We start from the raw sequence: 25,780 nt of genomic DNA on the forward strand, positions 1-25,780 counted from the left end.
GCTGATAAAAACAAGCGCAGGATTTTACCACGTTGGCCGCGCCGGCGCACTGTTCATCTTGTGCTGCCCGGCGCGCTTAATGCGGCCAGGCGAAGCTGCCGACCAGCGACAGCGGGTAGCGCTCCGGCTGCTGGAAGCTGCGAATGCTCTCCGCCACCAGTGCGGAGCGCAGGTTGGGCGCCTGCAAAATCTCTTCGGCGCTCAGCCACAGGCAGCGATCGATGTCGCTGTCGTGCGGCTCGGTCGGCAGCGGCTGTTCCAGCTCGATAACGAAGCAAAAACGCAGAAACGGCGTGCGATCGGGCGCGATCCACTGGTGCAGACGCAGGAACGCCTGCGGCGCGGCGCGGATGCCGGTCTCTTCCCACAGCTCGCGCTCGGCGGCCTGCACCAGCGTCTCGTCGGCCTCCAGGTGGCCGGCCGGCTGATTCCACAGCGCTTTGCCGTTGATGGTTTCTTCGACAATTAAAAATTTGCCGGCGGCGTGCACCACGCAGGCGACGGTGACGTGCGGTTTGAACATGCGGTCTCCTTACAGCGGTTTGTCGATGCGCCGGTAGATGTCGTCCAGCTCGGCGATGCGGGCGCGGTAACTTTGCAGCAGGCAGGTGGTATCGCCGCCGCACCGCTGGCGCTTGGTCAGCCAGGCCTGCTGGCTGTCCTGCATCGCGCCGCGCGCGCCCATGGCGAACAACCCGCGCAGGAACTGGTATTTGGTGGCCATTTGCACGTCCAGATCGTTCAGCGTGCGGTTGGCGCAGATGGCGCGCTCATCGCCGCCGGCCGCCTTGGCGCAGTCGAAGCTGGCGGCCTGGGCGGCGAGCGGGGCTGCCAGAGCGGCGAGCAGCAGCGCGATCGGAGTGTGTTTCATAACGCCTCCATCAACTGTCGGTCTACAGGGAATCGATGGTTTTCCATTCACCGGGCAGCAGTGAACCCAACGAAAGATTACCCATACTGTAGCGAATCAGGCGCAGGGTAGGGAACCCGATATGCGCCGTCATGCGACGCACCTGACGGTTTCGCCCTTCGAACAGAGTGATTTTCAACCAGCTGGTGGGGATGGATTTGCGTTCGCGGATCGGCGGGTTGCGCGGCCACAGCCACTGCGGCTCGGCGACCAACTCCACCCCGGCCGGCAGCGTGGGCCCGTCTTTCAGCGTGACGCCGCTGCGCAGCGGCGCCAAATCGCTCTCCTGCGGCGCGCCCTCGACCTGCACATAGTAGATTTTGCCGGTGCGCTTGCCCGGCTGGGTGAGCTGCGCCTGCAGCTGGCCGTCGTTGGTCAGCACCAGCAGCCCCTCGCTGTCGCGATCCAGGCGCCCGGCGGCATAAACGTCGGGGAAGGGGATGTATTCTTTCAACGTGGCGCGGCCGGCTTCGTCGGTGAACTGCGGCAGCACGTCGAAGGGCTTGTTGAATAACACAATTCGACGCGGCCCCTTCGCTGCGGCGGGTTTGGCGGTATTCGGCTTGCTGAATCGTTTAACGTTGTGATTTCTAACAGAGAATTTTTTCATAACAGTTGAGATTACGGATGATAAGCGCATTATAACCGAATCCGTTTCGGATTGGCGCGGACCGAATATTCAAGTAGTATCTACACGCATCTTACAAAGCATTAACAAAAATTGCGCTTGAAGGAGAGGTTGATGGAAAGCAAAGTAGTTGTTCCGGCAGAAGGTAAAAAAATCACGGTTGACGCCCAGGGTAAACTGGTTGTTCCTCATAACCCGATCATCCCGTTCATCGAAGGCGACGGCATCGGCGTTGACGTGACTCCTGCCATGATCCACGTGGTTGATGCGGCCGTTAAAAAGGCTTACCACGGCGAACGTAAAATCTCCTGGATGGAAATCTACACCGGCGAAAAATCTACCCACGTTTACGGTAAAGACGTGTGGCTGCCGGACGAAACTCTGGACCTGATCCGCGACTACCGCGTCGCCATCAAAGGCCCCCTGACCACCCCGGTCGGCGGCGGCATCCGTTCTCTGAACGTGGCCCTGCGCCAGCAGCTGGACCTGTACGTGTGCCTGCGCCCGGTGCGTTACTACCAGGGCACCCCAAGCCCGGTGAAACAGCCTGAGCTGACCGACATGGTGATCTTCCGCGAAAACGCCGAAGACATCTACGCCGGCATCGAGTGGAAAGCCGGCTCCGCCGAAGCGGACAAAGTGATCAAATTCCTGCGCGACGAAATGGGCGTGAAGAAAATCCGCTTCCCAGAGCAGTGCGGTATCGGCGTGAAGCCATGCTCCGAAGAAGGGACCAAGCGTCTGGTGCGTGCGGCGATCGAATACGCCATCACCAACGACCGCGACTCCGTGACCTTGGTTCACAAAGGCAACATCATGAAGTTCACCGAAGGTGCCTTCAAGGATTGGGGCTATGAGCTGGCGCGCGAAGAGTTCGGCGGCGAGCTGATCGATGGCGGCCCATGGCTGAAGATCAAGAACCCGAACACCGGCAAAGAGATCGTGGTTAAAGACGTGATCGCCGACGCCTTCCTGCAGCAGATCCTGCTGCGCCCGGCGGAGTACGACGTGATTGCCTGTATGAACCTGAACGGTGACTACATCTCCGACGCCCTGGCGGCCCAGGTAGGCGGCATCGGTATCGCACCGGGCGCCAACATCGGCTCCGACTGCGCGCTGTTCGAAGCGACTCACGGCACCGCGCCGAAGTACGCCGGCCAGGACAAAGTGAACCCAGGCTCTATCATCCTGTCCGCAGAGATGATGCTGCGTCACATGGGCTGGTTCGAAGCGGCTGACCTGATCGTTAAAGGCATGGAAGGCGCCATCGCTGCCAAGACCGTGACCTATGACTTCGAACGCCTGATGGAAGGCGCTAAGCTGCTGAAATGTTCAGAGTTTGGCGACGCTATCGTTAAACACATGTAAGGGTGTTTGGCGTTTGAATGAGAGCGGGAGCCTTAGGGCTCCCGTTTTTTTGTTGTTTAAATATGAGTGAGGTATCGGGCAGGCTCACTGAGCGGCGTTAGCCGATTCACGCACCACCAGCACAGGGCAATTGGCGTGGCGGACAACGGCGGTGGCGTTAGAGCCGAGGAGATAAGTGATCGCAGAAGGGCGGTTGGAACCCATCACGATAATCTCCGCGTTAAGCGCATCAGCAAGTTCCAGGATCTGATCTTTAGGATCGCCGACGGCAACATGCGTGGTCACTCTATCTTCAGGCACGCTGAATTGTTTTGCTGCTTTTGCCAGCCCCTCGGTTGCTAGCGCAATGGTTTCATCTTTGGTTTCTATCGCTGCCGTGGCGGCAAAGCCGAAAGCGGCGTAGGTGGCGCGTGACGGGATCACTGCCAGGAAATGGACGTGGGAGTCTTCGAGCTTAGCGAGCGCGTTGACATGCGGGATGACCTGCTGCGTTAATTCCGGCTCGGTAATGTCCACGGGAACCAAGATAGTTTTGTACATACTCCCTCCTTATCGTTTTCAAATAACTCCACTTCTCAGATTATAGCTGCCCGACGCCAGGAAAACGGCGATCGGTATGGCAGAACCAAAGAAACTGGCCGCCAAAAGGTAAAAATATGCGGAAATCATTGTTGTGGCAATAGGTTAGAAGTCGGGTTGCCAGGAAGGCCAGCACGAGCCGGAACGCCCAGAAAACTACAGCCGCGTTTACTTGCGTTCCTGAACATCCGTGACTAAGTGTGAACCCGCCACTCTTTTTCAAGCAACGCATAGACGAACGTATTATCATATTTCTCTTCGCCGTCATTTTCCGATGCAAACGAGACAAACTCCCTGAAGCAGCCCTCCTGGCGCATATGAAGACGATCGCAAAGTCTTTGCGATGCCGTGTTGTAGTCTTCAACGTAAGCATACAAGCGTCTGGCATCTTTTTGCGTAAACAAATAATCAAACAGCGCCGCGACGGCTTCAGTGGCAAAACCTTGGCCTTCATAGCGCGAGTTAAAGTGCCAGCCAACGCTCCAGGTATTTGGGTCCGGTTCTTCGCTGTTATCGGCGAACAGATGACCGATGAGTTCATCGTTCTCTTTAAGACAGACAGCGAATTGACTGGCATCGAAAGCGCGTTTTTTGACTTCTTCGACCGCCTCTGCGGGGGACGCGAGTTTCTCATCATGAAAACAAGGTGTTCGGGGTAATGACAGATAGTCAAAGAGCGCATTGGCGTCTTTGCTCTGAAATGTGCGGATGATGAGCCGCGGCGTGTGGGAGATGATCATAATGCCTCATCAAAATAGGTATGTTGGCGGTTATTCTAACATTAGCCATGTTGACGCCGGGATAAATATGCTGCTGTTAATTCGGAGTAAATGACGGATGTTTAAGCATTGTTGACGCAGATACACCTTTATCAAGGCTTATGACAATTCGATAATTTCGATTGACCTGATAACGCTGGCGGGCCAATTATCCACCGATTTATCCATAAGGACAGGGATATGAAAATAATGCACTCAGGCTACAAAACCGGCGTCGCCACATTATTGGCGGCGATGACCGCGCTGACATTAACGGGGTGTGCCAAGCATACTACCCCCAGCCAAAACGATCCGGTAAATAAAGAGGTTGACGATCTTTTCGCCAACCTCGGCGACCCAAAGACGCCTGCGCCGGGAAAAGAGAAATTACATTACATGGCTCAGGTGCAAGCTGAGATTCAACGTCATTTAAAAGACGCCGCCATCTACTCAGGCCAACGCTGTACATTGCGTATCACGCTGGCGCCGGACGGCCTGCCAATCGGTGTTCGAACTGAAGGTGGCGATCCGGCTCTTTGCCGTGCGGCGATGAAGGCGGTTACCGATGCGCGTCTGCCTAAGCCGCCAACGCCAGAGATCCATAAGGCGTTCCAAATAATCACATTGGAATTTCACCCGCAGTGAAATAAAGGGCGGTAACTGCGATGCTAGATAATTAAACCAAAGTCACGGGTCGCACTTTCATGCGGCCCGTGACTTTGCGGCTTTGCCACGTTCCGTATCGCGCTTTTCTACGCTGAACCTGGATTTTTGGCACTATTTCACGGTATATACCGCCAGGGTTACCGATACATCATCGCGCTCACGCGTTCGGCCGGATCTTTAAAACCGTTGCTGCGCATCGTTACCACATAGTAGCGATAGTGATGTTTCTGTGCGTATTCGCGCACCAGATCTTCGGCGAACAGGCCGCTGAAGGTGACGGTGGTGACGAACGTCAGCCCTTTCACTTCGTAGGTGCTGATCTCTTGCGGGGCGCCGATATACGGCGGCGGGAACACGGTTTTGTGATACTGGCAGCCCGCCAGCAGCAGGGTAAACAGCAGGGGGATAACGGATGTTGGCGGTAATCTCATCGGGACATACTTTCCTTTCTTGGCGTGTGTTTTAGTCACATCTATAGATGTTTTTATCCCAGCACGTTAATACAGTCTGACATCCACCGACTGCTGTTGCAGCCAGGTGCTGACGTAACCGTAAGCGGCATAGAAGGCCAGCAGCGCGAAGAGCAGTACGGAAAGCGAGGCCAAAAACTTGACGTCGCCGTGCTTCGACAGCTGATAGGCGCAATAAATAAAGGCCAACAGGCACAGCAGGGTGAAGGCGATGGCCAACGTGGCGTAGAGAATAAGCATAACGAAACCCGTTCTTCCTTGTGAGCCGGGCAAGGATACCATAGACGAAAAAAAAGGGCCCAAACGGGCCCCTGCCTGATACGGCGCGAGAGCGTTACTCCGCCGCGTCGGGATGATTTTTGCCTTCCTCGATGAATTCTTCGTCGATCTCTTCGATGTTTTCCTCGCTGTCGCGGCCGGACAGGATGTTCCAGCAGGCGATGAACAGCGCGGCGATCAAGGGGCCGATGACGAAGCCGTTGATGCCGTAGATCTCCATGCCGCCCAGGGTGGAGATCAGGATCAGGTAGTCCGGCATTTTGGTGTCTTTGCCCACCAGCAGCGGGCGCAGGATGTTGTCCACCAGGCCGATCACCACCACGAAGAACACCACCAGGAAAATGGCTTTCCACAGCATGCCGGTGGCGAAGAAGTAGATCACCGCCGGCACCCAGATGATGGCGGAGCCCACCGCCGGAATGATCGACAGGAACGCCATCAGCGCGCCCCACAGCAGGCTGCCGTCGATGCCGGTAAAGTAAAACGCCAGCCCGCCGAGCGCACCTTGCACCACGGCGACCACCACCGTGCCCTTGACGGTGGCGCGGGAAACGGCGGCGAACTTGACGAACAGATGGTGTTTCACGTGCTGGGAGAGCGGCAGCGCTTCGAGTGCCAGGTTCACCAGATAGGGGCCGTCTTTCAGCAGGAAGAACAGCAGGTAGAGCATCACGCCGAAGCCGACGACGAAGTTGAAGGTGCCCTTGCCGATCAGGAACACGCTGCCCGCCAGGTATTGCCCGCCCTTGAGCGCCACGTCAGAAAGCTGCTTTTGGATCTCGGCGGCGCTGTTGAGGTTATGCTCCGCCAGGAAGCGCTGCGCCCAGCCGGGCAGGTGGCGCATAAAGTCCGCCAGCATGGTCGGCAACTGGCTGTTGTTGGTCTGCAGCTTGGTGTAGATCACGTTGAATTCCATCGCCAGCGACGAGGCGATGATCGCCAGCGGCGTGAACACGATCAGGCAGATCAGTGCCACCGTCAGCAGCGACACCACGCCGTTGCGTTCGCCAACGTACTGCTTCAGCTTCTTTTTCACCGGGTGGAAAATCACCGCCAGAATAATCGCCCACAGCACCGAGGAGTAGTAGGGCCCCAGCACGTCGAGAAAGGCGGCGGTAACGATAAACAGGATCAGAATAAAGAATCCTTTGGAAATGCCTTTAGACATCATAGTCGTCCCTCAAAAGATGAATTTTCAGCATAGATGATCTGAATGAAAACAACACTATCATCACCTTTACTTAACCGGTAGGGGATTTTTAGTGGCGTATTCCATAGGGTTATTAAGGGCAAGGCGGGCGCCGCGGGGTGAACCGGCGGCGGCGCGAGAAAAGAAAGAGGGCTAAATAATTAACAAAATTTATGTATTTTGTTTCATTTTGTGAGCCGCGCTTGTCGCCTGCGTCAGGCTTTCCTAGTGTTGATGAGGGCGGCCGTTCGCCCGATACCACGAAGGAGCATGCAAATGACTGAACACAAAAGACTTGCCGTTATCGAAAAGGCACTGCTGATCGTTTTCGCCGGCGTGCTGATTTACCTTGCCGCGACCGGTGCCTTGTCATTATCGGGTCTGGACCATCACTGGCCTTATCCTTCGCGCTGAGCGTGATTGATCTCACCACGCAGACCCGATAACGATAACTAGCGGCTGTACCCTACGACACTGGACTCACAGAATAAATCACCCGTCATTCGCCTCGTTCTTTGGCGCGCAGGGCGGTGACGCTCTCGCCACCGACGCCCCAGTTGTCGGTTGCCACCTCGTCAATCACCACGAAAGTGGTGTGGCGCGGCTTATTCAGCACCCGCTCCAGCAGCGCGGTGGATCCCTCGATCAGCATGCGCTTTTGCGCGGCGCTGACCCCTTCGTCGGTCACTTTAATGTTGACGTATGGCATGACGTTTCTCCCCGTTTTACCAGACGCCGGCGGTTGCGCCGCCGTCAACCGCGAGCACCGTGCCGGTGACGAAATTAGCGTCGGTCAGATACAGCACCGCATCGACGATGTCCTGCGGCTGGCCGACACGGCCGGTTGGCGCCAGTTGCCGCATCTGCGCCAGACTCTGTTCATCATTTTGATGCATCGGCGTGGCGATGATGCCGGGCGCCACGGCGTTGACCATCACGTTGTGCGGCGCCAGCTCCAACGCCAGCTCGCGCACGGCGTGGTTAAGGCCGCCCTTGATCAGCACCGGCAGCAAGGCGGGCACTTTGCTGTTGGGCTGCATGGCGATCGACGCGGTGATGGCGACGATGTGGCCGGCGCTGCGTTGCTGCATATGCCGGGCGGCGGCCTGCGCCGGGTAGAAGAAGCCTTTCAGATTGGTTGCCACCATCGCGTCGACCTCCTCCGGCGTATAGTCGGCAATCGGCTTGGCGATAAATATGCCGGCGTTATTGATAAGAATATCCACCTGGCCAAAAGCCTGTATTGCCAGGCTGAACAACCGTTCGGCGGTTTCCGGCAGCGCGATGTCTCCCGGCGCCAGCAGCAGATTGGCCGGGCGACCGAGTTTGTCCGCCGCCGCCTGCAGCCGTTCAAGCGAACGGGCGTTTGCGACAACCTGATAGCCGCGCGCCAGGTAGGCTTGCGCGATGGCGAATCCCAAGCCGCTTGATGCGCCCGTGACAATGACCGTTTTTACTTTGCTCATTTTCTCTCCTCGACAGGATAGTGATTGACCGTATGTGAACGGTAATCCATACCTGTTGGTTGAAAAATGAGGGGGAAAGAACTTTAATTTATACCTCATGTAATGAATTGGCAGAAAGAGATATGCAACGCCATTTTGACGACGTTCAGGTCGGCAGTATCGAGCTGTTTTGCCTGACGGTAGAAACCGGCAGCTTCACCGCAGCGGCCAATGCCGCCGGGATAACCCCTGCGGCGGTCAGCCGCTCGGTCGCGCGGCTGGAGGCGCGATTGCAGGCGAAGCTGTTTATCCGCACGACGCGCCAGATGCGCGTCACGGATGTCGGCCAGCGTTATTACCTGGAATGCCGCCGGGCGCTGAGTCAGCTGATGGAGGCCGAGGCGAGAATTTCCGGCGAACGGGACAAACCGGTGGGCACGCTCAGCATCAGCGTGCCGACGCTGTATGCGCATTTTAGGCTGTTGCCGCGCTTGCCCGAGTTTGCGCATCGCTATCCCGATCTCAAGCTGAATCTGCACGTCAGCAATCAGAATATCGATTTCTCCGAAGATAAATTCGACGTCGCCATTCGCGGCAGCGAGCTGAACGACTCCGGCCTGGCGGCGCGGCGTCTGGAGGAGGCTGAACTGATCGTGGTGGCGACGCCGGGCTATTTGCAGCGCCACCCTGCGCCGCTCACGCCGGCGGATCTGGCCCGGCACGATTGCATTCAGTATGCGTTGCCCAGCACCGGCAGAAAAACCGCCTGGACGTTTAAGGTTCAGGGCGAAAATAGCAAAGTGGAAACTGCCGGGCGCTGGCTTTGCCAGGAAGATTACCTCGCTACGCTGACGTTGGTGAAAAGCGGCGCCGGACTGATGCAGGTGTATCGCTTTACCGTCGAACAAGAGTTGAGCAGCGGGGCGCTGGTCGAGGTATTGAAAGATTACGCCGGCGCCTCGCGTCCCTTCATCCTGCTTTATCCCTATGCGCGCTTCGTCCCGCTCAAGGTACGGAAATTCATCGATTTCCTGACGCCAGCGTAGCCGCCAGCGCCAATACCGCTCCAGACACCGCCGCCGCCAACACCAGCCACGCCGGGGCCGCCCAGCCGGCCGCGGCCACGATGGAGCTCAGTGCGATCGGGCCGATCACCTGGCCGAGGTAGTTTCCCTGCATCACCAGCCCGAGGCTCAGCGGCAGCAGCGTCGGTTCCGGCGTCGCCGCCGGCGTGGCGGCCAGAATGGTGGCGGGCAGTATGCCGGCGATGGCGCAGAACAGGAAACACAGCGGGATCAGCAGGCCGTTGGGCGTCATCGGCAGAAAAATGCCGACGCCGAAGGCCCCGATCAACAGGCTGGTGGCGGCGAGCAGCGTTCTGGCGGACAGGCCGCGCGACAGCAGCACGCCGGCGGCGAGGTTGCCGATGATGTTGGCGGCCACCGCCGCCGCGCTGATACCGCCGGCGGCAGCCAGCGACAGGCCGATGCGCTGCATCAGGAAGATCGGCAGAAAGGTCATCACCGAGAAAAACTGCAGGTTGTATGTGGTGAACATCAGCGCCAGCAACAGCGGCTGACGCGCTCGCAGCATCGCTCCCAGCGCTTGCCGCAGCGGCAGAGACGGCGAGTGCGCGTCGGCGGCGCGGCGGGATGTGGTCAGCGGCAGCAGCAGGGCGGCCAGCAGCGTCAGTGCCGCACCGGCCTGCCAGCTCTGTTGCCAGTCGGCCAGATGCGGACCGAAAAACAGCGAAATGGCGATGCCCGCCGGCATAAAGGTGCTCCAGATGCCGAATACCAGGCTGCGCTGCGCCGGAGCGACGATGCGGTTCAGCACCGCCGGCGAAGCGACCACCACGATCACGAAGCCGAGCCCCTCGACAAAGCGGCTGACGATCAGCCCGCTGAAGTCGTGCAGCGTGGCACCAACGAAGCTGGCGGCGCTGATGATCAGCAGCCCGAGCGCCAGCAGGCGCCGGTCGCCCCAGCGGCGCACCAGCAGCCCGGCGGCGATGCCGGCGAACACCCCAACGAAGGGAAAGGCCGAGATGACCCAGCTGAGCGCCTCCAGCGAGCGGCCGAACTCGTCCTGCAGCGCCGGCAGCGCGATGGTGGCCTTGCCTACGTGCAGCGCCGCGGCGATGCCGGCGAACAGCACGTTGATGACGGCCAGCCAGGGCGTGGCGGCGGGGAGAACGCGGTCGATGGCGTCCGGTTTAATCGCGGTCATAACACTCTCCAGTAGCGGCAACGTCATCACTATGCCTCTGCGCTACGGCAAAGGCCGTTCAAATGCTGCGCTATCACGTGGGGAAACTATTCATTTCGAGCTTTATTGACGGTACGCCTTCGTTGTTTGGTGCGCCAGCGTGCCGCCCGGCGTGGACGCTCGCCCCCCTGCAGCGGTTTACTGTTCCGGCACGCAGCAGGCGTGTTGAATTCATTTTATAAGGAGCAGTGTATGTCAGAGATGATGAACGAGAGTGGAGCGCCGGCCATTGAATGGAGCTATGGCGGCCGGGGCGATGATATCAGCAGCAGCCTGAGCCTCGACACGGTTGAGGAGCAGCCGCAGGGCTTTCTGATGACGGTCGATCGGCCGGTGCAGATCTTTACAGAGGCGCTGTCGCCGATCATGGCCTTTGTCACGCTGCTGCGCCCGCTGTATGCCAAGACCAGCGAGGGCTTCCAGTTCGTGCCGGTTTCCAATCCCTGGACCGACGTGCAGCGCCTGCCGGCCAGCGCGGGCTATCTGGGGGTGCAGGTCAACGCCGGCCTGTTCTTCCACGGCGCCAAGCCGACGCACTATAAAGATCGCGACGGCCAGATGAAGCCTATCGACGGCGGCACTATTTTGCAGAACATCACCGTGCTGCATCAGGTGGCCCAGCCGCTGGGGCCTGGCGAAGGCGCGGTCTGAGCCGGCAGTGCTACCACGGGGCCGGACGCGGCCCCTTATCGCGCCTTGAAACCGTGCGCCGGTTGGGTAAAACTGGCTGCCTATTCAAGGAGAAGAGTATGTACAGCGACAACGAGAAAAAGTTTTATATCATCCTCAACCGCAATCACGAACCGGCCACGCTGTTTAACGCCTCCTGCCATCTGACGGCGGGCATCACCGATCTGATCGAACAGCGCGAGTTTCACCACTACCCGAGCAGCCTCGACGGCGTCAGCGCCAACATGAGCCATTATCCGATCGTGATCCTGCAGGCCAAGAACAGCAGCCAGCTCAGCAACCTGATCCTGAAGTGCAAGGAAGAGGGCGTGCTGTCCAACTTCTTCACCACCACCATGCTGTCGCATTCCGCCGAGCAGCAGATCGCCGACACTGCCAACACGCCTTACGAGCAGTTGGATTTCGTGGCGGTGGCGCTCTACGGGGATACCGAACAGCTTAAGCCGCTGACCAAGAAATTCTCCGTCTATCGCTGAAAACGCGCTATCTCAGACGCTGGCGCCGTCGTAGGCGTGGATCTGCAACGTATCCAGCGCAATGGCGGGCACACAGCGCAGGTTAACGGCGCACATCGCGGCGCCGTCCGGCGCGGTGCCGTAGGCGAAGGGCTGGGCGCCGCAGACTCGGCAGAACTGATGACGTATTTTGTGCTGATTGAAGGTGTAGGTGCTGAGCTGGTCTTCGCCGCTGTTCAGCGTGAAGGCGGCGACGGGAAAGAAGGACAGCAGCAGCCCTTTGCGGCGGCAGATCGAACAGTTGCAGCTGAGGGCTTCGGTAGGCAGTTCGGCGTCGACGGAGAAGGTGACGGCGCCGCAGTGGCAGCTTCCCTGGAATGACATGGCGATGATCCTGTGACAGGGGAGAGTGTTTGCCCAGTATAGTGCAATTTATCGCCACTCGGCCGCGCCGGGCGCGGTTTCCTTAGTAAATGCGCGGTTTTCTGTTAGGTTAGAGATTAACGTCATCAAAAGGAGAGCGCGATGTTAGAACATTACTACCCAGCGAATATGGGCGCCAAACCGGTCACGGACGAGCAGCACAAACGGCTGGTGGCGGTACAGGCGGCGCTGGAATTGATCAAGGCCACGCTGTCGGACACCAACGACGGCAACGGCGTGGACTTTCAGCTGAAGGCGGCGGAAAAGCATATCGGTCCGATGGCCGACGCCATTCAGGAAGCCCTGAAATAACGGCTTGTCGCCAGCTAAACCGTCCATACCGGGCGGTTTTTTTTTGCGCTGATTACTGCGATTTTTTTAGTAGCGCATTGCCTTTTTACCGGCTGGTGCGGCTGCCGGCGCGGTTCTACTCTGAAGATCCCAGTCATCATCAGGTGCCCGCCCATGTTTCGCTTCAGCCTATTTTCTGTCTTATTGCCGCTCAGTCGGCGCGTCACCCTGCTGGCCGGCGTAACGCTGTTTTTCAGCGGCGTGCCGCCGGCAAACGCGACGCAACGCATCGAGTTTTCGCCGGATCCCGCCGGCGCCTACCCTGAGGGCATCGCCTGGAATGCGCGCGCCGGCGCGTTTCTGGTGTCCTCCCTGCGCGGTGGCCAACTTGGGTTAGTCTATCCGGATGGTCGCTATCGGCGTTTTTCCATCGGCAAGGGGTTAATCACTACCTCCGGCATGCTGGTGGACGCCGAGCGCAACCGGGTGCTGGTGTGCAACGAAGACGTGGGCGTGTCCCTCCACTCTGCCGCCGGCACGCGCAATCGCGTAGCGCAGGTGTTGGAGTTCAGCCTCGATACCGGCGTGCTGCAGCAGAGGTACGATCTTTCATCGCTAAGCCATGGCCCGACGTTGGCCAACGATCTGACGCTCGACGCGCAGGGTAATATCTACGTGACCGACAGCTTCCAGCCGCAGATTTACAAGATTGACCGTGCAACGCGCCAGGTGTCGATTCTGGTGCGTTCGGCGCGTTTGATGCCGGCCGACGCACCCGCCGCAGCGCAGGGTACGCAGCCTTATCTCAATGGCATCGTCTATCACCCGGACGGCTTCCTGATTGCGGCGGACTACACCCGGGGGCTGCTGTGGAAAGTGACGCTGGATAACGCGCCTGCGGTAAGTGCAATCAGGTTGCCGCAACGCTTAAAAGGGCCGGACGGGTTGCGGCTCAAAAACGCCAACGAACTGGTGATCGTACAGTCTTTTCCAGGGGAAAAGGGGAGCATGTCCGGTGACGTGACGCTGCTCTCCTCGTCCGACGGCTGGGCTAGCGCGCGTATCGCCGCGGTTGCCGCGCCGCCGGAATTGGATGGGCCGACCGGCGCCGCGTTGCGCGATGGCGAGGTGTGGGTGGTCAATTCCCGTTATCCCCGGTTGTTTGCCGACGTCGCTCAGGCGGAGAAAACCAGAACGTTCAGCATCGTCAAGGTTGCGTTAGAACAGCCTGCGCCAAAGGCACGCTGATCGACGCCGGTTGCCAACCCTGCCGGAATAGGATTAAATGCCGCACTGACTGTATAAATAAACAGGTGTGCTGCGATGAGTCTGATATTGAAGGGTGAAAAGATTGACCGTAACCGCTTTACCGGCGCGAAGATTGAAAACGGTAGCTTTATGCTGTGCGATTTTTCAGGCGCCGATCTGACCGGCACCGAGTTTATCGGCTGCCAGTTTTACGATAGCGACAGCCGGCAGGGGGGCAATTTCAGCCGCGCGATACTGAAAGACGCGAGTTTTAAAAGCTGCGATTTATCGATGGCGGATTTCCGTCACGCCGACGCGTTGGGCGTCGAGATCCGCGAGTGCCGCGCGCAGGGCGCCGATTTTCGCGGCGCCAGCTTTATGAATATGATCACCAGCCGCACCTGGTTTTGCAGCGCCTATATCACCAAAAGCAACCTGAGCTACGCTAACTTCGCCAAGGTGGTGCTGGAGAAGTGCGAGCTGTGGGAGAACCGTTGGCACGGCGCGCAGGTGCTCGGCGCCAACTTCAGCGGCTCCGATCTGTCCGGCGGCGAGTTCTCTGGTTTCGACTGGCGTGCCGCCGACGTTACCGGATGCGATTTGAGCAATGCCGAACTGGGCGAGTTGGATTTGCGCACCACCGATCTGCAGGGCGTCAAAATGGACAGCCACCAGGCCGCGCAGCTGCTGGAGCGGCTGGGGATCGCGATCATCGGCTGAGCAACTGCCGCAGCCCCAGTGCGATGATCAAGGTGCCGCAGGCGCGATCGATCCAAGCCTTGCTGCGGCGGTAGGCGCCGGCGACAGGCGCGTGCGACAACACCAGGGCGACCAGCCCGTACCACAAGCTGGCTATCACCGCGACTTCCAGCAGCATGGCGAAAAAAGTCGGCGTAGAAACATGGCTGGGTGCCGCTGATGAGAAGACGGCGGCGTAAAACGCAATGGATTTGGGGTTGGCGATGTTGGTGGCGATACCCTGCAAAAAGGCGGCGCGAAAACCGCTTTTTCCGGTGGCCGCTGGGGTGCCGGAAGAGGGCGCCGCCTGGGCGATAAGCCGATAGCCGAACCACATTAAATAGCCGGCGCCGGCGACTTTAATCGCCACCGCCAACCAGGGGAACAGGGCGAAAACCACGCCGATGCCCAGAAGGGCACTGCTCGCCCAGAACAGATTGACCAGCACAATGCCGGCCACTAAGGCAAACGCCTCTGCCCGGCGTGCGGAAACGGCTTTGTGAGCGACGGCGACGAAATTAGGGCCGGGGATCACCACGCCGACAATATACACGGTGAAAACGGCGAGTACGGCGGACATATCGACCATGAAAGATTGCCTGTTACAACAAGAGTACCGTTAGTTTTATAACGAATCCCGCACAGAATCCACTCGACCAATTGCACCGGCGTCCCGATGGCGGCCGGGGAGAATTACGCATGCGGCGCATGCCTGGGGCACCGAGGTGATAGCGCCCGTCGAGCGTTTGCCGAGGGGGCAGGCGAGCGACCCGGCGCTGGGCTAAACTTAAGGTGCATAAGAAACATGCGGCAAGGAGCGCCATCCTGTTCACGGTTTTGATGCGGAGGGCCGCCACTATGGCTTATCAGCATATCGTTGTCGCCACGGATCTCAGCGAAGACGCCGAGTTCCTGCTGGGCAAGGGCGCCAGGTTGGCCGCCGCGCTCAATGCCAAACTCTCCCTGATCTACATCGACATTCATCGCGCCGGTTATTACGTCGATCTGGGCGTGGGAGATTATAACTACACCGATCGCACCTTTTCGGAGCGGGTGAAGAACATGCTCAATGCGATCAAAGGGCAGTCGTCTTATCCGGTCGAAGAAGTGATCGTCAGCCGCGGCGCGTTGACGGAAGAACTGAACCGGGTGGCACAGGAAAAAGGGTTCGATCTGGTGATTTTCGGCCACCATCACGATGTCTGGAGCCGGCTGGTCTCTTCGGCTCGCCAGGCGATCAACGAGCTGAACGTCGATCTGTTGGTGGTCCCCATCGAGAAAAAATAGTCGCGGCCGCCTCTGGGCGGCTGCCGTTTTTCATTCGCATCGCTTATCTCTGTATGACCATAACCGCTGATTCGCAATAATTCCGCCGGCTGACAATCCGGCTTGTGAATAGTGACTGCCCGTAATTTTATTTTCTCTATCAGTATGTTGGCCAAAATCCGATAAAGGTTAACCCAGCGCATTGAAATAGCTGACATACCTCCTTTTGGTTAATAAACCGCACGTTTTGACTGGCTCTCAGGGGGACTGCGACTTATCCTCGGGTCATGAGATTTGTATGACTTATATAAATACGTTCACATGGAGGAGGTCTCATGCGTTTTGACAATAAAGTCGTGGTTATCACCGGTGCGGGCAATGGCATGGGGGAAGCGGCGGCGCGGCGTTTCTCCGCCGAGGGCGCGATCGTGGTGCTGGCCGACTGGGCCAAGGAAGCGGTAGACAAAGTCGCCGCTTCACTGCCGAAGGGCCGGGCGATGGCGGTGCATATCGACGTATCCGATCACGTCGCGGTTGAAAAAATGATGAATGAGGTGGCGGAAAAGCTGGGCCGCATCGACGTCCTGCTGAACAACGCCGGCGTGCATGTGGCGGGCAGCGTGCTGGAAACCAGCATCGACGACTGGCGTCGCATCGCCGGGGTCGATATCGACGGCGTGGTGTTCTGTTCCAAATTTGCCTTGCCGCACCTGCTGAAAACCAAAGGCTGCATCGTCAATACCGCGTCGGTGTCCGGCCTGGGCGGCGACTGGGGCGCGGCTTATTACTGCGCGGCGAAAGGCGCGGTGGTCAACCTGACGCGCGCCATGGCGCTGGATCACGGCGGTGACGGCGTGCGCATCAACTCGGTCTGCCCGAGCCTGGTGAAAACCAACATGACCAACGGCTGGCCGCAGGAGATCCGCGACAAGTTCAATGAGCGCATCGCGTTAGGCCGTGCGGCGGAGCCGGAAGAAGTGGCGGCGGTGATGGCGTTCCTGGCCAGCGACGACGCCAGCTTTATCAATGGCGCCAACATTCCGGTCGATGGCGGGGCGACCGCCTCGGACGGCCAACCGAAGATCGTCTAAGCGTTAACCCACAGGCCCGGCCAGGATGACCGGGCCTGCTGTTTTAGACGCCGATACGATCGCGCAGCGTGTAGTAGGCCGCGCCGATGGCGGTGAACGGGATCTGCAGATTGCGCCCGCCGAAGAACGGCAGGTGCGGCAGCTTGGCGAAGGCGTCGAAGCGTTCGGCGTCGCCGCGCATCAGCTCGGCGATCAGCTTGCCCGCCAGATGGGTGCAGGTCACGCCGTGGCCGCTGTAGCCCTGCATGTAATATACGTTATTCTCCAACCGGCCGAACTGCGGCATGCGCGACAGCGTCAGCAGGAAGTTGCCTGTCCAGCGATAGTCGATACGCACCCCTTTCAGCTGCGGGAAGGTCTTCAGCAGCTTTGGCCGGATCAGGTTGTCGATGTCGTCCGGATCGCGTGCGCCGTATACCACGCCGCCGCCGTACAGCAGGCGATGATCGGCGGTGATGCGGTAATAATCCAACAGGTAGTTGCAGTCCTCCACGCAGTAGTTCTGCGGGATCAGCGCCTGCGCGATCTCCGGCGCCAGCGGTTCGGTGGCCACCACCTGGGTGCCGCACGGCATGCTGCGCTTGGCCAGCCGCGGCTCCAGCTTGTCGCCCAGATAGGCGTTGCCGGCGACGATGACGAAGCGCGCCTTCACCTGGCCGTTGGCGGTGCTGATGAGCGCCGGTTCGCCGTGGCGGATGTTCGTCACCGCCGATTGCTCGAAGATGCGCCCGCCCTGCAGGCGAATCGCCTCGGCCTCGCCCAGCGCCAGGTTGAGCGGATGGATGTGGCCGCCGCTGTGATCGAGCAGCGCGCCGACGTAGCGATCGCTGGCGACCTCCTGGCGCAGCCGATCCGCATCGAGCAGCTCGAGCTGGGTATTGCCGTAGCGCTCCCAGTTGCGCTTTTGCTCGATCAGCGCATGGAACTGCTTGTTGTTCAGCGCGGCGAAGATGCCGCCGGGGCGATAGTCGCAGTCGATGGCGTAGCGGCTGATGCGGCTGCGGATGATCTCCGCGCCTTCGAACATCATGCTGCCGAGCAGGCGGGCGCTTTCCGCGCCGTAGCGCTCTTCAATCACATCGATGTCGCGGCTGTAAGAGTTAACCAACTGGCCGCCGTTGCGGCCGCTGGCGCCGAAACCGATGCGCGCCGCTTCCAGCACCACCACGTCGTAACCGGCCTCCACCAGGAACAGCGCGGACGAGAGGCCGGTATAGCCGCCGCCGATCACGCAGACGTCGCATTCGATCGATTCATTCAATTGCGGATAGGGCTGATGAGCGTTGGCCGTGGCCGCATAGTAGCTTTTTACGTGTTCAGTCATGATGTAAGCCCTTATTCCAGCGAGATCCAGGTGGTTTTCAATTCGGTGAATTTGTCCAGTGCATGCAGCGATTTGTCGCGGCCGTTGCCGCTCTGCTTATAGCCGCCGAACGGCACGGTCATGTCGCCGTCGTTGTAGTTGTTGACGAACACCGTGCCGGCTTTCAGTTGGCGCGCCATGCGGTGCGCACGCGCCAGATCGCGGGTCCAGACCGCGGCGCCGAGGCCGTAGTCGCTGTCGTTGGCCAGCTGCAGCGCCTGTTGCTCGTCGTCGAACGCCGTCACCGCCAGCACCGGGCCGAAAATTTCATCGCGCGCCACGCTCATGGCGTTGTTCACCTGGGTGAGGATGGTCGGCCCCAGATAGCCGGCGTGGTCGCCCTGCGGATGGTCGCGCCCGTCGAGGAACAGCGCGGCGCCCTGGCTCAGCCCCCGATCGATATAGCCGGCCACTTTCTCGCAGTGGCCGCTGTCGATCAGCGTGCCCATCACCGTGGTGGGATCGAGCGGGTCGCCGGGGATGAAGGCCGCCGCGTGTTTGCGCAGCGCTTGCAGGAATTCTTGCTGAATGCTCGCTTCGACCAGCAGGCGAGTGCCGGCGATGCACACCTGCCCCTGATTATAGAAGATGCCGGCGGCGGCGCTGCGGGCGGCCTGATCGAGATCCGGGCAGTCGGCGAAGACGATGTTGGCGCTTTTGCCGCCGGCCTCCAGCCAGACGCGTTTCATGTTCGACTCGCCGGCGTAGATCATCAGCTGCTTCGCCACCAGCGTGGAGCCGGTGAAGGTGAGGGCGTCGACGTCGCGGTGCAGCGCCAGCGCTTTGCCGGCGTCGTGCCCATAGCCGGGTACCACGTTCAGCACGCCGTCCGGCAGCCCGGCCTGCTGCGCCAGTTTGCCGAGCAGGATGGCGCTCAGCGGCGATTTTTCGGAGGGTTTGAGCACCACGCTGTTGCCGGCGGCCAGCGCCGGGCCGAGCTTCCAGCAGGCCAGCAGCAGCGGGAAGTTCCAGGGCACGATGGCGCCGACCACGCCGATCGGCTCGCGCTCGATCAGCGCCAGCGCGTCGCGACCGGTGGGGGCGATTTCACCGTACACCTTATCGATCGCTTCGGCGTACCAGCGGATGCAGCGAATGGCCCCCGGCACGTCGTCGCGCAGGCTGTGGCGAATCGGTTTGCCGGTGTCCAGCGTTTCCAGCAGCGCCAGCTCTTCGTGGTGCTGCTCCATCAGCTCGGCGAAGCGCAGCAGCGTGGCCTTGCGCTGCGCCGGTGCGGCCTGGGCCCAGTCGCCGCGCTCAAAGGCGGCGCGCGCTGCGTTGACCGCCCGATCGATGTCGGCGGCTTCGCCGCGCGCGACCTGCGCCAGCTCACGGCGGCCGGCAGGATCTTCCACGGCGAAACTTTTTCCCGCGGCGGCCGGCTGGTAGCGGCCGTCGATAAACAGCTGGTGCTCAATCTTCAGGGCCTGCGCCCGTTGTTGCCAATACTGCAAATGGTGAAAGTTCATGCCTGGCTCCGTTGATCAGAATGTCGTCGGCGTATGGGCGCTGATAATCCGGCAAATGCGCGCCGACGTGTTGCTGAAACTGTGGGGGATGCCGGTATTGATGGCGTAGCTCTGCCCGGCCAGCAGGTGATAGCTCTGGCCGTTGACCTGCAACACCACTTCGCCTTCCAGCAGCGTGCCGATCTCTTCCCCCTGGTGTTTGATGCGCTCACCGGTAGTGGTGCCCGGTTCGTAGGTCTCGATCATCATCGCCAGCGTGCGGTTCGGGTCGCCGTTGTGGATAAGCTTCATCGAAACGCCCTGGCTGCCGATTTCGATCAGATCGTCACTGCTTATCACGATCTGCGGTTCTGCCGGTTTTTCCGGCTCGGCGAAAAACGCCGACAGCGACAGACCGTATACCGTCAGCAACTTTTGCAGCGTGCTGATGGCCGGGCTGACCTTGTCCTGCTCGATAGTGCTGATGGCGCTGTGGGTTAACCCAGACAGTTCGGCGACCCGGCGCTGCGACAACCCCAATTGTTGACGGATCTGCGACAGACGTTTTCCCGGTGCCAAGCTGACGTCGCTCATGGGCGTTTTTCCTTTTGATAGTTCCGACAGGCGGTGATGAAACCATCAAACAACAGGCGCGACAGGGCGTACTCGTCGCTGTTCCACTCAGGGTGCCACTGCACGCCGAGCGCAAAGGGCTGATCGCGCACGCTGATCGCCTCCACCAGCCCGTCGGCGGCGTGCGCCTCGATGCGAATACTGGCGCCCAGGGTTTTGGCACCCTGGCCGTGCAGCGAGTTCACCCAGAATCTGTTGCAATCCGGTATCAGTTGCGAAAGCAGCCCCCCTTCCTGAACGATCACTTCGTGGGCGGGGGCGTATTGCTGTTCCAGCGGCAGGTCGTGATCTTCACGATGTTCCAGCAGCTCGGGCAGTTCATACAGGCGGCGATGCAGGGTGCCTTGAGTGGCGACCACCATCTCTTGCATGCCGCGGCAAATGGCGAAAAGGGGAATGCGCCTGTCGAACGCCTGGCGGATCAGCGCCAGGCTCAACGCGTCTCGACCAGGATCGGCGTCAGGCTCATCGCCGTTTTTACCATAAAGGTGCGGCTGCACATTACTGGGGCTGCCCGGCAGCAAAATACCGTCGAGGCGCGGCAACAGTTCCGCCAGCATTTCCGGCTCCGCCAGCGCGTGTGGCAGGGCGATCGGCAAACCGCCGGCGGTGATAACGGCATTCAGGTACTTTTCTTGCAAGGTCTGTGTGAGGTGCCCGTTTAACCTATACCTGCACATGACGACACCGATGACTGGCCTGTTAAATATATTGTCCATGCTATCCCCTTGGTACGTTCGAAATTATGAACGACAAGCTGTCATACTGCCTATTTCGTTCAATATTCTATAAATCTAGCAGTCGATTGGCCAATATTCAAACCAAAAGTAACACTTGCAAAACAAATTTGTTTCATCTACGTTTCATTTGTGGGCATTATATTGAACAAGACGGTCAATAAACATCGACGACAGCAAAACACAAACGGCGGGTGAACCATGCAGACCAACATCGTAGAAGTGGAAAACTTTGTTCAGCACAGTGAAGAGAGACGAAGTAGCGCGTTCCAGCGCGAAGTGAAGAAGTACCTGGAACGTTATCCATTAACGCAACATGTCGACGTACTGTTGACCGATCTGAACGGCAGCTTCCGCGGCAAACGCATCCCGGTCGGCGGCCTGAGCAAGCTGGAGAAGGGCTGTTACTTCCCGGCGTCGGTATTTGCGATGGATATTCTCGGCAACGTGGTGGAAGAAGCCGGGCTGGGGCAGGAGCTGGGCGAGCCGGATCACGTGTGCGTGCCGGTGCCGGGCACGTTGACGCCGTCGGCGGCGGATCCGCAATATATTGCGCAGGTGCTGCTCACCATGCTGGATGAAGATGGCACTCCCTTTGACGTTGAACCGCGCAATGTGCTGAACCGAGTGTGGCAGCGTTTGCGTCAGCGCGGGCTCTCCCCCGTGGTAGCGGTAGAGTTGGAGTTCTATCTCATCGATCGTCAGCGCGATGCGGAGGGCTATCTGCAGCCGCCGTGCGCGCCGGGCACCCAAGAGCGCAACACCCAAAGCCAGGTCTATTCCGTCGATAACCTGAACCATTTCGCCGACGTACTGAGTGAAATTGATGAGCTGGCGCGCCTGCAGGGCATTCCTGCGGACGGCGCGGTGGCGGAGGCGTCGCCCGGGCAGTTCGAGGTCAATCTGCATCATACCGACGACGTGCTGCAAGCCTGCGACCACGCGCTGGCGCTGAAGCGGCTGGTACGCATGGTGGCCGAGAACCACAACATGCAGGCCACCTTTATGGCCAAGCCGTATGAGGAGCACGCCGGCAGCGGCATGCACGTGCACATCAGCATGCTGAACGCGCAAGGCGACAATGTGCTCGCCGACGACGACGGTGAAGACTCGGCGCTGCTGAAACAGGCGCTGGCGGGCATGATCGCCCTGATGCCGTCCTCGATGGCGCTGCTGGCGCCGAACGTCAACGCGTATCGCCGCTTCCAGCCCGGCATGTATGTGCCGACGCAGGCTTCCTGGGGGCATAACAACCGCACCGTGGCGCTGCGCATTCCCTGCGGCGATCGCGACAACCACCGCGTGGAGTACCGCGTGGCGGGCGCCGACGCCAACCCGTATCTGGTGATGGCGACCATTCTGGCTGGCATCGTTTACGGCTTGGAAACCGCGCTGCCGCTGCCTGAACCGGTGACCGGCAACGGTCTGGAACAGGACGGGCTGCCTTTCCCGATCCGCCAGAGCGACGCGCTGTACGAGTTCGAACACCAGCCGGTGCTCAATGCGCTGCTGGGTGAACGCTTCAGCCACGTCTACCTGGCCTGCAAAACCGATGAGCTGGTGCAGTTTGAGCGCCTGATCACCGAAACTGAAATCGAGTGGATGCTGAAAAACGCCTGATCCCGCTCACCTGGCACTACCGCGCGCGTCCGGCGCATTTCATCGGCTCTCCTGTGGCCGGTGAGGCTGCGCGCTGCGGTACAGAATTTCTTCTATCACGGCGTACAGGACGCCGACGAGGAAATAACCATGACTCAGTCATCCCCATGCGCAGGCGTTTGCCTGTGCCGCAGTGCCTACGGGCCGGTCGCCGGCCGCCCGACAGTGACCCCAAACCGTTTTTCCCGCCGCCTGAACAGCAGTTTCCCCGCGGCCTCTCTGAATCACGTTGCACGGTTGACAGCAGAGGACCAAGAGGGGAACTGCCATGACGATTAAAGCCATCGACAGCGGCCCGGCGGGCAAACCGCAGCTGCGCAAATCCCTTAAGCTGTGGCAGGTGGTGATGATGGGCCTGGCCTATCTGACGCCGATGACGGTGTTCGACACCTTCGGCATCGTCTCCGGCCTCACCGACGGCCATGTGCCGACCTCTTATCTGTTGGCGCTGGCCGGCGTGCTGTTCACCGCCATCAGCTACGGCAAACTGGTGCGCCAGTTTCCCACCGCCGGCTCCGCCTACACCTATGCGCAGAAAGCGATCAACCCGCACGTTGGTTTCCTGGTGGGGTGGTCATCGCTGCTGGATTATCTGTTCCTGCCGATGATCAATACGCTGTTGGCGAAGATTTACCTGACCGCGCTGTTCCCGGAAGTGCCGCCCTGGGTGTGGGTGGTGGGCTTCGTTATCCTGATTACCGCCATCAACCTGAAAAGCGTCAATCTGGTGGCCAACTTCAATACCCTGTTCGTGCTGGCGCAGGTGGCGATCATTCTGGTGTTCATCTATCTGGTGGTGCGCGGCCTGCACAACGGCGAGGGGATGGGCACGGTGTGGAGCCTGCGGCCGTTCCTCAGCGAGAACGCCCACCTGCTGCCGATCATTACCGGCGCCACCATTCTGTGCTTCTCGTTCCTCGGCTTCGACGCGGTCACCACGCTGTGCGAAGAGACGCCCGACGCCGCCAAGGTGATCCCGCGCGCCATCTTCCTGACCGCGCTGTACGGCGGGGTGATCTTTATCAGCGTGTCGTTCTTCATTCAGCTGTTTTTCCCGTCCATTCAACGCTTCCACCAGCCCGACGCCGCGCTGCCGGAGATCGCGCTGTACGTCGGCGGCAAGCTGTTCCAGTCGATCTTCCTGTGCGTGACCTTTATCAACACGTTGGCTTCCGGCCTGGCGTCGCACGCCAGCGTGTCGCGCCTGCTGTACGTGATGGGGCGCGATAACGTGTTCCCGGAGAAATTCTTCGGCTATATCCACCCCAAATGGCGCACGCCGGCGCTGAACGTGTTGATGGTCGGGCTGGTGGCGTTGTCGGCGCTGTCGTTCGATCTGGTTACCGCCACGGCGCTGATCAACTTTGGCGCACTGGTGGCCTTCACCTTCGTCAACCTGTCGGTGATCAGCCACTTCTTCATCCGCGAAGGGCGCAACAAAAGCTGGAAAGATCGCTTCAACTTCCTGTTCCTGCCGCTGGTGGGGGCGCTGACGGTGGGGGTGCTGTGGCTGAACCTGGAGAAAAGCTCGCTGACCATGGGGCTTATCTGGGCGACGCTGGGCTTCGGCTATTTGGCCTGGCTGACGCGGCGTTTTCGCCAGCCGCCGCCGCAGCTCGAGCGGCAGCCGCAGCAATAAAATCACAGGCGGGAATTTCCCGCCTTTCTTTTTGGCGCGAGCGGCAGTAGAGTGAAAAACTCGATAAAAAATAACCCATTGGACCTGCCTTATGCCCGCTTTGCCCTCGCGTACCCGCGCCACGCTGTTCGGTTTGTTGGCTATCGTGCTGTGGAGCAGCGTCGTTGGCCTGATCCGCAGCGTCAGCGAAGGGCTGGGACCGATCGGCGGCGCGGCGATGATCTACAGCGTCAGCGCGGCGTTCTTGCTGGTGGCGCTCGGCGTACCGAAATGGCGCAGCTTTCCTCGGCCTTACCTGATCGTCGGCAGCCTGCTGTTCGTCAGCTACGAGATCTGTCTGTCGCTGTCGCTCGGCTATGCCAATACCCGCCTGCAGGCGATAGAAGTGGGCATGATCAACTACCTGTGGCCCTGTTTCACCGTGCTGATGGCGCTGGTGCTCAACGGGCAACGGGCAAAATGGTGGCTGCTGCCGGGGCTGCTGCTGTCGCTGTTCGGCATCGGTTGGATCATGAGCGGCGAGGGCGGCTGGTCGCCGGCGCAGATGCTGGCCAACGTGCGCAGCAACCCGCTCAGCTACGCGCTGGCGTTCAGCGGCGCGGTGATCTGGGCGCTGTATTGCAACCTGACCAAGAAGATCGCTCAGGGCAGCAACGGCGTGGTGCTGTTTATCGTGCTGACCGCGTTGGCGCTGTGGCTGAAGTACGCCTTCAGCACGGAGAGCGGCATGCAGTTCAACGTCGGGGTGACCGTAACGCTGCTGTGCGCCGGGGTAGCGATGGGCGCGGGGTACGCCGCCTGGAACGTCGGCATTTTGCACGGCAACATGACGCTGCTGGCCACCGTCTCCTATTTTACCCCGGTGCTGTCAGCGGTGTTCGCCGCGCTGGTGTTGCACACCTCGCTGACCGTCAATTTCTGGCAGGGCGTGGCGATGGTCATCCTCGGTTCACTGATCTGTTGGCGGGCAACTCGCGGAAATTAACGGAAATTATCTGCCGTCGGCGCAATGTTGAACTAGAATTTAACTAGCCATGTTGCCTGAAGGAACGACGATGATGAGAAGCGACATTCAATTTATTCAACAACCCGATATCGACGCGCATCACTATGAGCGCGGCGATACCGTGCGCCTGACCACGGCGAATCTGCGGCACGAGTATCAGCTCGATGTGTATATTTTGCGCCGCGACGACAAGCTGATTTACGGTTCGGTCGTCGCGGCGGCGCCCAAGACCGATATTCCGGTCGCCAGCTGGGAGGTCAAAAACGGCGAAGAGGTGGCGTTCCGCCAGGAAAACATCGCCAAGGCGGTGCCGGCGGTGAACTGACTTCGCTGTACGCGTTTTCCCCCGATTCTGATGAATGCCGACGTTTATACGTCGGCTTTTTCTTGTCCACGTCGCGATGACGAGCAGGGTGACGTCCTGATGACATTTGGCTCAAAAACTGCGCTAAAAATCGATGTGCATGACAAAAATCACAGCGAATGTGAATTTGCATGAAACATAATTTGACAAATGTGAACGCAATCGATTA

At 59.7% G+C, this 25,780-nt stretch carries 32 protein-coding genes; 15 read left to right on the forward strand and 17 right to left on the reverse strand.

Annotated elements, in window-relative coordinates; genetic code table 11:
* Positions 1 to 76 precede the first annotated feature (76 nt).
* Genes ATE40_RS06795 through rluE form a run of 3 tightly spaced genes read right to left on the reverse strand, consistent with a single transcriptional unit; the run spans position 77 to position 1,520 of the window.
* A complete protein-coding gene (locus ATE40_RS06795) occupies positions 77 to 523 on the reverse strand; it encodes an NUDIX hydrolase (protein ID WP_019454809.1) in 447 nt (148 codons plus the stop codon).
* Between the two features lie 9 nt (positions 524 to 532).
* The gene (locus ATE40_RS06800; protein WP_063919258.1) at positions 533 to 871 is read right to left on the reverse strand and encodes a lysozyme inhibitor LprI family protein; all 339 of its coding nucleotides are present in this window, start codon (positions 869 to 871) and stop codon (positions 533 to 535) included.
* Positions 872 to 893: 22 nt separating this feature from the next.
* Complete coding sequence (gene rluE, locus ATE40_RS06805) at positions 894 to 1,520, reverse strand: 23S rRNA pseudouridine(2457) synthase RluE (protein ID WP_063919259.1); 627 nt, start codon at positions 1,518 to 1,520, stop codon at positions 894 to 896.
* A 132-nt stretch (positions 1,521 to 1,652) separates the two neighbouring features.
* Between rluE and icd the strand changes: the two genes are divergently transcribed.
* Positions 1,653 to 2,906, forward strand: a complete 1,254-nt coding sequence (gene icd / locus ATE40_RS06810; RefSeq protein WP_015377612.1) for an NADP-dependent isocitrate dehydrogenase — start codon at positions 1,653 to 1,655, stop codon at positions 2,904 to 2,906.
* 84 nt (positions 2,907 to 2,990) lie between these two features.
* On the opposite strand, the gene uspF is transcribed toward icd, so the two are convergent.
* Positions 2,991 to 3,446, reverse strand: a complete 456-nt coding sequence (uspF, locus tag ATE40_RS06815) for a universal stress protein UspF (protein ID WP_063919260.1) — start codon at positions 3,444 to 3,446, stop codon at positions 2,991 to 2,993.
* Positions 3,447 to 3,679: 233 nt separating this feature from the next.
* Positions 3,680 to 4,225 (reverse strand): GNAT family N-acetyltransferase, encoded by a 546-nt coding sequence (locus ATE40_RS06820; protein ID WP_063919261.1) that lies wholly within the window; start codon positions 4,223 to 4,225, stop codon positions 3,680 to 3,682.
* A gap of 219 nt (positions 4,226 to 4,444) precedes the next feature.
* Between ATE40_RS06820 and tolA the strand changes: the two genes are divergently transcribed.
* Positions 4,445 to 4,888 (forward strand): cell envelope integrity protein TolA, encoded by a 444-nt coding sequence (tolA, locus tag ATE40_RS06825; protein ID WP_063919262.1) that lies wholly within the window; start codon positions 4,445 to 4,447, stop codon positions 4,886 to 4,888.
* Positions 4,889 to 5,046: 158 nt separating this feature from the next.
* Here the strand turns inward: tolA and ATE40_RS06830 are convergent, their stop codons facing one another.
* The 3 genes from ATE40_RS06830 to ATE40_RS06840 all read right to left on the reverse strand — a co-directional run bounded on the left by ATE40_RS06830 (position 5,047) and on the right by ATE40_RS06840 (position 6,829).
* Positions 5,047 to 5,340, reverse strand: a complete 294-nt coding sequence (locus tag ATE40_RS06830) for a YdgH/BhsA/McbA family protein (RefSeq protein WP_063919263.1) — start codon at positions 5,338 to 5,340, stop codon at positions 5,047 to 5,049.
* A 66-nt stretch (positions 5,341 to 5,406) separates the two neighbouring features.
* Positions 5,407 to 5,619 carry a hypothetical protein gene (locus tag ATE40_RS06835; RefSeq protein WP_063919264.1) on the reverse strand — a complete coding sequence of 71 codons (213 nt, stop codon included), beginning with the start codon at positions 5,617 to 5,619 and terminating at the stop codon, positions 5,407 to 5,409.
* Between the two features lie 94 nt (positions 5,620 to 5,713).
* Positions 5,714 to 6,829, reverse strand: coding sequence for an AI-2E family transporter (locus ATE40_RS06840; protein ID WP_063919265.1), 1,116 nt, complete (start codon positions 6,827 to 6,829; stop codon positions 5,714 to 5,716).
* A gap of 294 nt (positions 6,830 to 7,123) precedes the next feature.
* Here ATE40_RS06840 and ATE40_RS24860 point away from each other — a divergent pair, with 294 nt between their 5' ends.
* Positions 7,124 to 7,261 carry a hypothetical protein gene (locus tag ATE40_RS24860; protein WP_019454820.1) on the forward strand — a complete coding sequence of 46 codons (138 nt, stop codon included), beginning with the start codon at positions 7,124 to 7,126 and terminating at the stop codon, positions 7,259 to 7,261.
* 85 nt (positions 7,262 to 7,346) lie between these two features.
* On the opposite strand, the gene ATE40_RS06845 is transcribed toward ATE40_RS24860, so the two are convergent.
* Together ATE40_RS06845 and ATE40_RS06850 are read right to left on the reverse strand one after the other, a co-directional pair.
* Complete coding sequence (locus ATE40_RS06845; RefSeq protein WP_063919266.1) at positions 7,347 to 7,556, reverse strand: tautomerase family protein; 210 nt, start codon at positions 7,554 to 7,556, stop codon at positions 7,347 to 7,349.
* 16 nt (positions 7,557 to 7,572) lie between these two features.
* Positions 7,573 to 8,313 (reverse strand): SDR family NAD(P)-dependent oxidoreductase, encoded by a 741-nt coding sequence (locus tag ATE40_RS06850; protein WP_063919267.1) that lies wholly within the window; start codon positions 8,311 to 8,313, stop codon positions 7,573 to 7,575.
* 122 nt (positions 8,314 to 8,435) lie between these two features.
* Here ATE40_RS06850 and ATE40_RS06855 point away from each other — a divergent pair, with 122 nt between their 5' ends.
* Positions 8,436 to 9,338 (forward strand): LysR family transcriptional regulator, encoded by a 903-nt coding sequence (locus ATE40_RS06855; RefSeq protein WP_063919268.1) that lies wholly within the window; start codon positions 8,436 to 8,438, stop codon positions 9,336 to 9,338.
* Here the strand turns inward: ATE40_RS06855 and ATE40_RS06860 are convergent.
* Positions 9,313 to 10,521: an MFS transporter gene (locus ATE40_RS06860; RefSeq protein ID WP_063919269.1), complete on the reverse strand. Its 1,209-nt coding sequence runs from the start codon at positions 10,519 to 10,521 to the stop codon at positions 9,313 to 9,315. The genes ATE40_RS06855 and ATE40_RS06860 overlap by 26 nt on opposite strands.
* 231 nt (positions 10,522 to 10,752) lie before the next feature.
* Here ATE40_RS06860 and ATE40_RS06865 point away from each other — a divergent pair, with 231 nt between their 5' ends.
* The gene (locus ATE40_RS06865) at positions 10,753 to 11,211 is read left to right on the forward strand and encodes a hypothetical protein (protein WP_019454825.1); all 459 of its coding nucleotides are present in this window, start codon (positions 10,753 to 10,755) and stop codon (positions 11,209 to 11,211) included.
* Between the two features lie 98 nt (positions 11,212 to 11,309).
* Positions 11,310 to 11,726 carry a DUF2000 domain-containing protein gene (locus ATE40_RS06870; RefSeq protein WP_004941246.1) on the forward strand — a complete coding sequence of 139 codons (417 nt, stop codon included), beginning with the start codon at positions 11,310 to 11,312 and terminating at the stop codon, positions 11,724 to 11,726.
* Positions 11,727 to 11,738: 12 nt separating this feature from the next.
* On the opposite strand, the gene ATE40_RS06875 is transcribed toward ATE40_RS06870, so the two are convergent.
* The gene (locus tag ATE40_RS06875) at positions 11,739 to 12,089 is read right to left on the reverse strand and encodes a GFA family protein (RefSeq protein ID WP_019454826.1); all 351 of its coding nucleotides are present in this window, start codon (positions 12,087 to 12,089) and stop codon (positions 11,739 to 11,741) included.
* A 141-nt stretch (positions 12,090 to 12,230) separates the two neighbouring features.
* Here ATE40_RS06875 and ATE40_RS06880 point away from each other — a divergent pair, with 141 nt between their 5' ends.
* The 3 genes from ATE40_RS06880 (at position 12,231) to ATE40_RS06890 (ending at position 14,387) form a co-directional block, all read left to right on the forward strand.
* Complete coding sequence (locus tag ATE40_RS06880; protein WP_025160266.1) at positions 12,231 to 12,440, forward strand: hypothetical protein; 210 nt, start codon at positions 12,231 to 12,233, stop codon at positions 12,438 to 12,440.
* Positions 12,441 to 12,593: 153 nt separating this feature from the next.
* Positions 12,594 to 13,667 carry an SMP-30/gluconolactonase/LRE family protein gene (locus ATE40_RS06885; protein ID WP_063919270.1) on the forward strand — a complete coding sequence of 358 codons (1,074 nt, stop codon included), beginning with the start codon at positions 12,594 to 12,596 and terminating at the stop codon, positions 13,665 to 13,667.
* A 75-nt stretch (positions 13,668 to 13,742) separates the two neighbouring features.
* The gene (locus ATE40_RS06890) at positions 13,743 to 14,387 is read left to right on the forward strand and encodes a Qnr family pentapeptide repeat protein (protein WP_025160265.1); all 645 of its coding nucleotides are present in this window, start codon (positions 13,743 to 13,745) and stop codon (positions 14,385 to 14,387) included.
* On the opposite strand, the gene ATE40_RS06895 is transcribed toward ATE40_RS06890, so the two are convergent.
* Positions 14,377 to 14,994, reverse strand: a complete 618-nt coding sequence (locus ATE40_RS06895) for a LysE family translocator (protein WP_063919271.1) — start codon at positions 14,992 to 14,994, stop codon at positions 14,377 to 14,379. The genes ATE40_RS06890 and ATE40_RS06895 overlap by 11 nt on opposite strands.
* A 269-nt stretch (positions 14,995 to 15,263) precedes the next feature.
* Here ATE40_RS06895 and ATE40_RS06900 point away from each other — a divergent pair, with 269 nt between their 5' ends.
* Both ATE40_RS06900 and budC read left to right on the forward strand, forming a co-directional pair.
* The gene (locus ATE40_RS06900) at positions 15,264 to 15,692 is read left to right on the forward strand and encodes a universal stress protein (RefSeq protein ID WP_019454831.1); all 429 of its coding nucleotides are present in this window, start codon (positions 15,264 to 15,266) and stop codon (positions 15,690 to 15,692) included.
* 314 nt (positions 15,693 to 16,006) lie between these two features.
* Positions 16,007 to 16,762, forward strand: coding sequence for a meso-2,3-butanediol dehydrogenase (budC, locus tag ATE40_RS06905; RefSeq protein WP_016928044.1), 756 nt, complete (start codon positions 16,007 to 16,009; stop codon positions 16,760 to 16,762).
* Positions 16,763 to 16,805: 43 nt separating this feature from the next.
* Here budC and ATE40_RS06910 read toward each other — a convergent pair whose 3' ends face one another.
* Genes ATE40_RS06910 through puuD form a run of 4 tightly spaced genes read right to left on the reverse strand, consistent with a single transcriptional unit; the run spans position 16,806 to position 20,925 of the window.
* A complete protein-coding gene (locus ATE40_RS06910; protein WP_019454832.1) occupies positions 16,806 to 18,086 on the reverse strand; it encodes an NAD(P)/FAD-dependent oxidoreductase in 1,281 nt (426 codons plus the stop codon).
* An 11-nt stretch (positions 18,087 to 18,097) separates the two neighbouring features.
* Positions 18,098 to 19,594 (reverse strand): aldehyde dehydrogenase PuuC, encoded by a 1,497-nt coding sequence (puuC, locus tag ATE40_RS06915; protein WP_063919272.1) that lies wholly within the window; start codon positions 19,592 to 19,594, stop codon positions 18,098 to 18,100.
* A 15-nt stretch (positions 19,595 to 19,609) separates the two neighbouring features.
* Positions 19,610 to 20,167 carry an HTH-type transcriptional regulator PuuR gene (gene puuR / locus ATE40_RS06920; RefSeq protein ID WP_019454834.1) on the reverse strand — a complete coding sequence of 186 codons (558 nt, stop codon included), beginning with the start codon at positions 20,165 to 20,167 and terminating at the stop codon, positions 19,610 to 19,612.
* Positions 20,164 to 20,925, reverse strand: coding sequence for a gamma-glutamyl-gamma-aminobutyrate hydrolase (puuD, locus tag ATE40_RS06925; RefSeq protein ID WP_063919273.1), 762 nt, complete (start codon positions 20,923 to 20,925; stop codon positions 20,164 to 20,166). The genes puuR and puuD overlap by 4 nt, the downstream gene beginning before the upstream one ends.
* Before the next feature lie 219 nt (positions 20,926 to 21,144).
* Here puuD and ATE40_RS06930 point away from each other — a divergent pair, with 219 nt between their 5' ends.
* The 4 genes from ATE40_RS06930 to ATE40_RS06945 all read left to right on the forward strand — a co-directional run bounded on the left by ATE40_RS06930 (position 21,145) and on the right by ATE40_RS06945 (position 25,572).
* Entirely contained in the window at positions 21,145 to 22,563 is a 1,419-nt protein-coding gene (locus tag ATE40_RS06930; RefSeq protein WP_019454836.1) for a glutamine synthetase family protein, read from the forward strand.
* 307 nt (positions 22,564 to 22,870) lie between these two features.
* Positions 22,871 to 24,241, forward strand: coding sequence for an APC family permease (locus ATE40_RS06935; protein WP_019454837.1), 1,371 nt, complete (start codon positions 22,871 to 22,873; stop codon positions 24,239 to 24,241).
* 91 nt (positions 24,242 to 24,332) lie between these two features.
* Positions 24,333 to 25,226, forward strand: coding sequence for an aromatic amino acid DMT transporter YddG (gene yddG / locus ATE40_RS06940; protein WP_063919274.1), 894 nt, complete (start codon positions 24,333 to 24,335; stop codon positions 25,224 to 25,226).
* A 73-nt stretch (positions 25,227 to 25,299) separates the two neighbouring features.
* Positions 25,300 to 25,572: a hypothetical protein gene (locus ATE40_RS06945; protein ID WP_025160263.1), complete on the forward strand. Its 273-nt coding sequence runs from the start codon at positions 25,300 to 25,302 to the stop codon at positions 25,570 to 25,572.
* Positions 25,573 to 25,780 lie beyond the last annotated feature (208 nt).

It is taken from the genome of Serratia surfactantfaciens, from assembly GCF_001642805.2.
GTDB classification, from domain to species: Bacteria; Pseudomonadota; Gammaproteobacteria; order Enterobacterales; family Enterobacteriaceae; genus Serratia; species Serratia surfactantfaciens.

Excerpts from the sequence above, each read along its gene's own strand:
- ATE40_RS06880 (WP_025160266.1), top strand. The coding sequence starts at position 12,231 with ATGTTAGAACATTACTACCCAGCGAATATGGGCGCCAAACCGGTCACG.
- ATE40_RS06935 (WP_019454837.1), top strand. The coding sequence starts at position 22,871 with ATGACGATTAAAGCCATCGACAGCGGCCCGGCGGGCAAACCGCAGCTG.
- ATE40_RS06800 (WP_063919258.1), bottom strand. The coding sequence starts at position 871 with ATGAAACACACTCCGATCGCGCTGCTGCTCGCCGCTCTGGCAGCCCCG.
- ATE40_RS24860 (WP_019454820.1), top strand. The coding sequence starts at position 7,124 with ATGACTGAACACAAAAGACTTGCCGTTATCGAAAAGGCACTGCTGATC.
- budC (WP_016928044.1), top strand. The coding sequence starts at position 16,007 with ATGCGTTTTGACAATAAAGTCGTGGTTATCACCGGTGCGGGCAATGGC.
- ATE40_RS06870 (WP_004941246.1), top strand. The coding sequence starts at position 11,310 with ATGTACAGCGACAACGAGAAAAAGTTTTATATCATCCTCAACCGCAAT.
- ATE40_RS06890 (WP_025160265.1), top strand. The coding sequence starts at position 13,743 with ATGAGTCTGATATTGAAGGGTGAAAAGATTGACCGTAACCGCTTTACC.
- ATE40_RS06930 (WP_019454836.1), top strand. The coding sequence starts at position 21,145 with ATGCAGACCAACATCGTAGAAGTGGAAAACTTTGTTCAGCACAGTGAA.
- ATE40_RS06895 (WP_063919271.1), bottom strand. The coding sequence starts at position 14,994 with ATGGTCGATATGTCCGCCGTACTCGCCGTTTTCACCGTGTATATTGTC.
- ATE40_RS06840 (WP_063919265.1), bottom strand. The coding sequence starts at position 6,829 with ATGATGTCTAAAGGCATTTCCAAAGGATTCTTTATTCTGATCCTGTTT.
- ATE40_RS06820 (WP_063919261.1), bottom strand. The coding sequence starts at position 4,225 with ATGATCATCTCCCACACGCCGCGGCTCATCATCCGCACATTTCAGAGC.
- ATE40_RS06845 (WP_063919266.1), bottom strand. The coding sequence starts at position 7,556 with ATGCCATACGTCAACATTAAAGTGACCGACGAAGGGGTCAGCGCCGCG.
- rluE (WP_063919259.1), bottom strand. The coding sequence starts at position 1,520 with ATGAAAAAATTCTCTGTTAGAAATCACAACGTTAAACGATTCAGCAAG.
- ATE40_RS06855 (WP_063919268.1), top strand. The coding sequence starts at position 8,436 with ATGCAACGCCATTTTGACGACGTTCAGGTCGGCAGTATCGAGCTGTTT.
- yddG (WP_063919274.1), top strand. The coding sequence starts at position 24,333 with ATGCCCGCTTTGCCCTCGCGTACCCGCGCCACGCTGTTCGGTTTGTTG.
- icd (WP_015377612.1), top strand. The coding sequence starts at position 1,653 with ATGGAAAGCAAAGTAGTTGTTCCGGCAGAAGGTAAAAAAATCACGGTT.
- ATE40_RS06835 (WP_063919264.1), bottom strand. The coding sequence starts at position 5,619 with ATGCTTATTCTCTACGCCACGTTGGCCATCGCCTTCACCCTGCTGTGC.
- ATE40_RS06865 (WP_019454825.1), top strand. The coding sequence starts at position 10,753 with ATGTCAGAGATGATGAACGAGAGTGGAGCGCCGGCCATTGAATGGAGC.
- ATE40_RS06795 (WP_019454809.1), bottom strand. The coding sequence starts at position 523 with ATGTTCAAACCGCACGTCACCGTCGCCTGCGTGGTGCACGCCGCCGGC.
- puuC (WP_063919272.1), bottom strand. The coding sequence starts at position 19,594 with ATGAACTTTCACCATTTGCAGTATTGGCAACAACGGGCGCAGGCCCTG.
- ATE40_RS06875 (WP_019454826.1), bottom strand. The coding sequence starts at position 12,089 with ATGTCATTCCAGGGAAGCTGCCACTGCGGCGCCGTCACCTTCTCCGTC.
- puuD (WP_063919273.1), bottom strand. The coding sequence starts at position 20,925 with ATGGACAATATATTTAACAGGCCAGTCATCGGTGTCGTCATGTGCAGG.
- ATE40_RS06860 (WP_063919269.1), bottom strand. The coding sequence starts at position 10,521 with ATGACCGCGATTAAACCGGACGCCATCGACCGCGTTCTCCCCGCCGCC.
- tolA (WP_063919262.1), top strand. The coding sequence starts at position 4,445 with ATGAAAATAATGCACTCAGGCTACAAAACCGGCGTCGCCACATTATTG.
- puuR (WP_019454834.1), bottom strand. The coding sequence starts at position 20,167 with ATGAGCGACGTCAGCTTGGCACCGGGAAAACGTCTGTCGCAGATCCGT.
- ATE40_RS06945 (WP_025160263.1), top strand. The coding sequence starts at position 25,300 with ATGAGAAGCGACATTCAATTTATTCAACAACCCGATATCGACGCGCAT.
- ATE40_RS06900 (WP_019454831.1), top strand. The coding sequence starts at position 15,264 with ATGGCTTATCAGCATATCGTTGTCGCCACGGATCTCAGCGAAGACGCC.
- ATE40_RS06910 (WP_019454832.1), bottom strand. The coding sequence starts at position 18,086 with ATGACTGAACACGTAAAAAGCTACTATGCGGCCACGGCCAACGCTCAT.
- uspF (WP_063919260.1), bottom strand. The coding sequence starts at position 3,446 with ATGTACAAAACTATCTTGGTTCCCGTGGACATTACCGAGCCGGAATTA.
- ATE40_RS06850 (WP_063919267.1), bottom strand. The coding sequence starts at position 8,313 with ATGAGCAAAGTAAAAACGGTCATTGTCACGGGCGCATCAAGCGGCTTG.
- ATE40_RS06885 (WP_063919270.1), top strand. The coding sequence starts at position 12,594 with ATGTTTCGCTTCAGCCTATTTTCTGTCTTATTGCCGCTCAGTCGGCGC.
- ATE40_RS06830 (WP_063919263.1), bottom strand. The coding sequence starts at position 5,340 with ATGAGATTACCGCCAACATCCGTTATCCCCCTGCTGTTTACCCTGCTG.